7 protein-coding genes are annotated in these 7,080 nt (G+C 41.8%); 1 reads left to right on the plus strand and 6 read right to left on the minus strand.

Going from position 1 to position 7,080, the window contains the following annotated elements:
• Window positions 1-360: 360 nt before the first annotated feature.
• The 4 genes from CWC18_RS20360 to CWC18_RS20375 form a co-directional block, all read right to left on the minus strand.
• On the minus strand, window positions 361-612 hold the full coding sequence (locus CWC18_RS20360; protein ID WP_010365755.1) for a DUF2999 family protein: 252 nt from the start codon (window positions 610-612) through the stop codon (window positions 361-363).
• 133 nt (window positions 613-745) lie between these two features.
• Window positions 746-1,372, minus strand: a complete 627-nt coding sequence (locus CWC18_RS20365; protein ID WP_138593784.1) for a LysE family translocator — start codon at window positions 1,370-1,372, stop codon at window positions 746-748.
• 8 nt (window positions 1,373-1,380) lie between these two features.
• On the minus strand, window positions 1,381-2,400 hold the full coding sequence (locus CWC18_RS20370) for a S41 family peptidase (protein WP_138593783.1): 1,020 nt from the start codon (window positions 2,398-2,400) through the stop codon (window positions 1,381-1,383).
• 132 nt (window positions 2,401-2,532) lie between these two features.
• Complete coding sequence (locus CWC18_RS20375; RefSeq protein WP_138676014.1) at window positions 2,533-3,120, minus strand: GNAT family N-acetyltransferase; 588 nt, start codon at window positions 3,118-3,120, stop codon at window positions 2,533-2,535.
• A gap of 155 nt (window positions 3,121-3,275) precedes the next feature.
• Between CWC18_RS20375 and CWC18_RS20380 the strand changes: the two genes are divergently transcribed.
• A complete protein-coding gene (locus tag CWC18_RS20380; protein WP_138593781.1) occupies window positions 3,276-4,289 on the plus strand; it encodes a hypothetical protein in 1,014 nt (337 codons plus the stop codon).
• A gap of 53 nt (window positions 4,290-4,342) precedes the next feature.
• Here the strand turns inward: CWC18_RS20380 and CWC18_RS20385 are convergent, their stop codons facing one another.
• Both CWC18_RS20385 and CWC18_RS20390 read right to left on the minus strand, forming a co-directional pair.
• Window positions 4,343-6,379 (minus strand): alpha-amylase, encoded by a 2,037-nt coding sequence (locus CWC18_RS20385; protein WP_138593832.1) that lies wholly within the window; start codon window positions 6,377-6,379, stop codon window positions 4,343-4,345.
• Window positions 6,380-6,481: 102 nt separating this feature from the next.
• Window positions 6,482-6,823: a winged helix-turn-helix transcriptional regulator gene (locus CWC18_RS20390; RefSeq protein WP_138593833.1), complete on the minus strand. Its 342-nt coding sequence runs from the start codon at window positions 6,821-6,823 to the stop codon at window positions 6,482-6,484.
• Window positions 6,824-7,080: the final 257 nt, after the last annotated feature.

Raw genomic sequence — 7,080 nt, forward strand, 5'->3', positions numbered from 1 at the left:
ATCTGATCGGCATTAAGCAACTTGCTGGCTTTTTTATACTCAGTGAGGCTCTAGTGATTCACCCAGTGTACAAATGCTTAATATATTAAACGGCAATACTTCTATTTAACCCTGCACACCATGTCATAACAAGAAACGGTCAAAGCTGTATCCAGAGAAATGTATCTTATCTAATGAGTAGATGTCGTTATCACTTGTAGACAATATGAGGGGGCTCAATATCATGCCGCGACACTTAACGATGGATCTACGACGGCTAGGTGATCATTTGGCTAAAACAAGAGGTCTAAAATAAAGAGAATACACTGCTACAAGTCAAAGCCATAAAACTGGCAATGACTCACAGCCTTGAGGCAGGGTTTATTGCTTTAACTTGGCTTTGGCTTCTTCTACCTTTGAAAAGTCTAAGCCAAGCTCTTCCACAGCTTCTTTAATCAGTGCAGGATTTTGCATGACTAGGCCCATAAGTTGTTGCAGTTTGTCTTGTGGGATCCCTAGCTGTGACACCACGCCCATTGCCATTAAAGGGTTTTCTGTTAACGTTTGGAACAGCTCGCTTATCTGAGCGTCGCTGATATTATGTTCTTTTAAAATTGCTAGGATTGGGTTCATTAAACTACCTTTTTGAAAGTCAGGAGATAAAGCAAAGCTTATCACTATTTTTGCAAGTCCCGAAGTCACTCGCTGTATCATAAGTTATAAATAGTGATAAATGCCGCTAATTCAAGAGCCAATACACAAAGAGTTACTTTTGTGGCATCAAAGCCACAGCCAAACCTGATGAAACAAAGGTTAACCCAGCGCCAATATTCAGCTTATCGACAAAATGGGGCTTTGTGTGTAACCATTGGCTTAACCGAGAAGCAAATCCACCCATAAGCGTAAAGCCAAGTGCAGTCAAAAAAGCAAACCATACGCCGTACCCAACCATTTGGGCTGTGACTGAGCCTAACTCAGGGTTAACAAACTGTGGAATAAATGCCAAAACAAATAACCCAGGTTTCGGGTTAAGCGCCGCGGATAAAAACCCAGTTAAAAATATAGCGCTCAATGGTTGGCGAGCAACAGGGTTAAGCGTAAACAACCCTTTACTGCAAAGCACCTTAACCCCAAGCCAGATCAAATACGCAGCACCGATTGTTTTAACGATGTAAAATGCCAGCGTTGAAGTTTGCAATAAAACCGTTAACCCGAGCGTCGCTGCCAATACATGAAACAAAATACCAGTCCCCGATGCAGAACCAGACACCAAGGCTGCACGCTTCCCTTGGCTCAGCCCTCTGCCGATAGCCAGTAAATTATCAGGCCCAGGAGAGCAAACAAGTACCATACAAGCCACTGTGAACGCTAAAAACACCTCTAATGGAAACATAATGCACCTTATTTAAGTATCGTATTTACATCGCTTAACGCTGATTTTATATCATGCAAATCATGAATATTGGTCTTAGTCTTTGCTAGCTCTTGCAATGCCATTTGATGCGCATACGATAATGCTTGACTCGCGGGGATGGTATGATGAGGCTTAACACCTACGCCTTCCCAATTAGTCTCAGTAATGGGGTTGATGGCCATAGATACCGGCATAGCAACGCGTACATTATTAGTAAGATTTACAAAGCGCCATGGGTTAGCCCCTCCTTTGGTTTTTTCGCCTATAATGGTGGCTCTTTGTAAATGCTTAAAGTTGTATGTAAATTCCTCAGCGGCAGAAAATGTCGCATTACTGGTTAGAATATAAATCGGCAATGTGGCATGTTTTTCACCTTCAATTGGCACCGTCCAGTACTCGCTCGTTTTGCCAGTATCGCGCGAGTAAAAACTATTTAAATGAGTGCGCTTATCTAAAAAGTAACTACTAATAAGCTGAACCATCGCCGCATCACCACCACCGTTCTCTCGTAAATCAATGATCAAACTATCAACACCGTCTAACAGTGTCATAAGCGCTTGTACTTTTTGTTTACTCTGCTCTGTCACATTAGAAAAGCCCCAAAAAGCCAATATCCCTACATTTCCAGGTAATATCTCAACGTGATTAAATCCAAAGTTTTTACGTTCAAGCTTGGCAAACCAAGGTTCGTAAGGCTTCGCTGTTCTACGGTGTTTACCCGACTGTGATTCAATCTTTGAAACACTAAGGTGCTTGTCGAATTCAGCCAGTGTTTCATTTAATACAGGCAATAGCGCTGATACATCTTTTGCTTGTTTGAACGCTTGAGAGTTTTCAAACTGAGACAAGCCGTCAATAATGGTAGGGATATTCTTTTGCATCACATACAGTTGTGTGATCTGTTGCTTTAATTTGCGCAGTAATTGCTGCTTTTCAACTTCGTTCGCGAGCACAGGTGTTGCTAATAAAAATGATAGTAAAACAAAAGATAATAGAGCTGCTTTCATTCAATCCTCAATCTGTTAGTCCTTAACTTTTTGAGTAGACTTTGACTATGTCGGCAAGTTCCCGTTATGTGTTCAATAAATTATCTGTTTGAACACATTTTCACAAGAGCCTAACATAAATGCGCGTCCGTATTATGCGTGCTCATATAACTTATATTCAAGGTTATTACGGACCGTAGGCCACTCACTGGCAATGATGGAATACACCGCCGTATCTCGTAAAGAGCCATCTTTCATAATTTTATGCGCTCGTAATATACCGTCTAACTTCGCGCCTAAACGCTCTATGGCAGCTCTTGAGGTTTGATTAAAGAAGTGGGTATTGAACTCAACCGCAACAGCATCGCAACTTTCAAATAAGTTGCTTAGCAACAATAATTTAGATTCTGTATTGATAGGGCTACGGCGCACTGAGTTTGCATACCAAGTGTACCCTATCGCTGCCCGCTTGTTTGGCCCATCAACATTATAGTAACGGGTGGTTCCAACTACCGTATTGATCCGTTTATCAATCACCGCATAAGCGACCTCGCCCTGTTTAGCTTGCTCTATTGCCTTTGCCACATAGTCTGAAATATCATCAGGCTTTGGGACACTGGCGTACCAAAGCCGCCAATATTCACCATCTTTCACCGCTTCTTGCAAGGCACTAACATGTAGCATCATAAGAGGCTCTAATCTGACGTAATTGCCATCCAATGCTTGGTTTTTTATCCACATAATCTATACTCTATTCAGAATGTTGCAAAAATCATACTGCATACTATCAAAGTGCCCACGACCTTTTTAAGATATGTTTAATAAAAACTTAATTGTGGTGTTTATTTACTAATGCACAATAAAATAAAATCGAGTTTTATTGGGAGTGTTTAGCGTTGCTCATATCATCGTTGTATTTTATAGCTGTTTTGACCACCGCTGCAGAGTTCCCTAATCCCAAAGAGTTTATTAAGCTCGCAGCCAGTGATCCACATTTTACTGCAAAGCAATTTCAAAAATATAAACACCTGCCCGCCAGTGCTGGCGCACTTGAATTACATACCAACATATTTAGTACGTCAGTCAAAATTAATGACCCAATTACAGCTGTAGCCTCAGGATTATTACTTATTGATAAACGCTGGGATAACATATCGAATACTCGCCATGCTAAAGTATTGAATGGCTTAGGTATTTTATACAGAAAGAATGAATTATATGAAAAAGCGATCTCGGCTTATCAATGTGCCATGGGCTATGCTGCTGACAATCAAAAAGTACGTGTTCAATTGCTGCTAAACATGTATTCGCCACAGCGCAAATTAGGGTTATATAATAACGCGGCTGATTCACTAAAACAGGCACAGCGCCTTGCCACTGAGGAACAGGCCAAACGCCGTATACAGCAAAAAATAGCAACGCTCAATTTAAAAGCCGGTAAACACGAACTCGCGCAGCGGCAATTTATTAAGCTATTTAGAGATGACAGTTTAAAAGGCACCTCAGAAGATGCAGTTAGGTCTGGGCTGAATTTATTAGACAGCCTCGTTTTACAAAGGAAGTATAGGCAGTTTTGGCGTTATCACAACTCTGTGAAACAAAGCATCTTCGATCTAAAAGTCGAAAACTATCACTACTTTTACCACTATTTAATCATGGAAGCTGTCGTGAATGCTAAAATGGCACCAAGCCAAGTTCAATTTAACCGCGTTGCCTACGCATTAGAAAAAAGTACATTTCTCTATTCATATGGCTTAGAAGATTCCCTAAAAAAGTATGTGAAAATTGTTGATATCCCTTGGGTCACTCGCCATGTCCGCCCCTTTATGCAACAAAACGTGTACGCACACTCGACCAAAAAAGTGCCAGACTCTTTACTTATCCAATTGTGCAAAAAAGAAGCCAAATAGCTTTTTATAACATGAATCGGCATAACAAATTCGTTATGCCGACGGTGGCAATTTTAAAAGCGTTCGTACTGTGCTGAATTTTTACCGAACTCAAATATATTTATCTTACCGCATTGTGCAAAATGATTATTGCTCGGGTAAGGCGCTTGAGCTTGTGTGATGTCATTTTCCCATCCTTGGCCATTTTTGATGAATGCTTTTACCTCAAACCACCCATTTACGGTTTGCTCACAGTCAAGTTGTACATCTAACATCCAGTAATGCGCGCCAAACGTATTTAAAGGGCTAACACCAAAACCGTCTTTGGCAACTGTACGCTCAGCCCCCCAACTGCGTGGCCAATCATTTGTCGTCCAATCAAGTGGAGTCCCTTGTGCACCAGCCCCCTGCTCAGCCTGAACACCGCCCCAATCTAAATGGCTATCCCCTGCTTTCCAGCCTTTTGTCGTAGGATTATTAAGGTTATTGTGCGTCATACTCAGCGCGCAAGCAAACGGGTCGACGCCACAGTCTGTGCCCAGCTCACGCGCATAATTATGGTCAATCCCTCCTCGAATAAACAGATCTTGCCCTGATGAGGTGTTTGCTTGAATGAATATGACAGTCCGCTGCTTAGTAGTAGGTGCCTGATCCTGTTCTAATTTAGCCTGATGATGAACAGCCAATGCACTCATAGGCGCCACGGCAATCTCAGCGAAACCATTTTCATTTACTCGTAATTGCTCACCCGTACAATAAGACTTATCATCACTGAGTTTACCCGTTAACGTATCGCAATAAACACCTGGCTCAAGGCCTGTTTGTAAAGCCGCTCGTAATATATTGTTTTCTCGATTAATCGCTACAAAACCTTGATCCCCGCGAGAAAAAGCAATTTGGTTGGCACCATTGTCCCACCAATGATTTACGTGCCAAGCACTCACCGTGTTATTTCTAAACGCAACAGCGCCTGAAATATAGGGATTTCGATGCTCACATTGCCACTGCTGTGCAGTACAATTCAGTTGGCCGTTCTGATGCACTGAAAGACTAGGTGCCCCCGCATCTGTATCACCATTAAATTCGAAACTCGACATTACTTTCGGATAGCCATATGGAAAAGCAAGCATAAACACATTGGCTAAATCATACAGTCGACCATCGGCATACGTTACGACATTGCCCGCGCCTCCATGCCCTCTTTGATTATCATGATTATCGATAAACACCACTGCTTTATCGCTTGGCATCAGGCCCCATGGCTCACCAAAATTACTTAGCCATGCCAACTTACCACTTTTAAATGTCTCTCCAAGCTTTGTGGTATATTTAAACTCAGTTACCAGACCATTGTTGAAGTACTCACGCGCGCCGACGGCTTCAAAGCCTTGGTCAATAACTTCTTGAAATACCAGAGGAGTCCCTGTTACATTCGCTAAGATAGAGGCAATATCAGATGCAGGCATATGCTTACTCGCATCTAGCCTAAATCCAGCGACTCCCGTATCCACTAAACGATTTAAATACCCTGACAGTTGAGATTGTACATACGTTGAATCCGTATCAAGGTCGGCTAACCCCACTAATTCACAATGCTGTACCCGCCATGCATTATTGCCGTAGTCTGACCCGTTAATTGCACAGGTGCTATGAAAGTCTTGCTCACTGTACATAGGGAAATGCTTATAAGAAAACGTTGACCCTGCAACGCCCTGACCACTTCCTGCCGCCATATGATTGATCACAGCATCGACATAAATATCAACACCCGCCCGTTTACAACGCTGTACCATATCTTTAAATTGCTGTTCATTTCCTCCTCGGCTTTGTAGTTGATAACTGACTGGTTGATAGCGCGTCCACCAAGTATCGCCCACAATGTGTTCATTAGGCGGTGAAACCTGTACCGCAGCGTATCCATTGGGTCCTAAAAATGCCTCACATTCATGGGCAATATCAGGCCAAGACCATTCAAATAAATGCACAAATGTTGTCGGTTGAGCTGCGGCAGCACCCGAAAGATTCATTAGTGTTGCACCACTAACAAAGAGATACTTTGCCGCCCTTGATCGAATATTCTGAGGTAATCGTGTTCTGAGTAATGTTGTCATAATTGGCTCTTTTGTCGTCGAATTTTCATTTACAAACCGATAACAATGTAGAGCATGAATTATTTATATCCTATTGAATACGTATGCAATAGGATATATACACTATTTTGATTTATTAATTTCTTCTTGTAACTGAGTTAACGAGTCAAGTATCGACAACAACTTATATCCGAGATCAGTTATGGTGTATTCAACGCGAGGTGGGATCTCTGGGTAACTCAACTTTTCTAACAAGCCAAATTCAATATTACGTTTTAGGCATTGATTCAATACTTTGGTAGATAACCCCTCTGTGACTCTCACCATTTCTCCCGGGCGATTGACCCCTTGTGCCAGTAACTGATAAACCGTCAAAGACCATTTGCAGCCCACAATGGTCTCGACCATTCGGGCTGATTGCGCGGGACCAATAATTCGTTCAATTTTTTTATCTTTATTTATCATAAATATATACCACTAGGTACCTACCTAACCAAATTGTGCTTACTTTTTATAACTCGGACTAAACCGTATTCTAGCGTCGAAACAACGCAGTTGTCGCGTTTATAATTAACCTCAGGTTTGGATAAGGGTTTTGGAATAGAAAATGTTTTGAAAACAAAAATACGTACAATCCAATGATGATATTTTGCTCAATATCAAGGCGCTTTTATGCAGTAATAGCGGGCTATTACAAATGAAAGCAACGCCGAGAGTGAGTA

It is taken from the genome of Pseudoalteromonas aurantia (assembly GCF_005886875.1).
GTDB lineage: Bacteria > Pseudomonadota > Gammaproteobacteria > Enterobacterales > Alteromonadaceae > Pseudoalteromonas > Pseudoalteromonas aurantia_A.

Bases quoted from the DNA above. Each gene is read 5' to 3' on its own strand.
- CWC18_RS20390 (WP_138593833.1), bottom strand. From the start codon at position 6,823: ATGATAAATAAAGATAAAAAAATTGAACGAATTATTGGTCCCGCGCAA.
- CWC18_RS20375 (WP_138676014.1), bottom strand. From the start codon at position 3,120: ATGTGGATAAAAAACCAAGCATTGGATGGCAATTACGTCAGATTAGAG.
- CWC18_RS20365 (WP_138593784.1), bottom strand. From the start codon at position 1,372: ATGTTTCCATTAGAGGTGTTTTTAGCGTTCACAGTGGCTTGTATGGTA.
- CWC18_RS20385 (WP_138593832.1), bottom strand. From the start codon at position 6,379: ATGACAACATTACTCAGAACACGATTACCTCAGAATATTCGATCAAGG.
- CWC18_RS20370 (WP_138593783.1), bottom strand. From the start codon at position 2,400: ATGAAAGCAGCTCTATTATCTTTTGTTTTACTATCATTTTTATTAGCA.
- CWC18_RS20360 (WP_010365755.1), bottom strand. From the start codon at position 612: ATGAACCCAATCCTAGCAATTTTAAAAGAACATAATATCAGCGACGCT.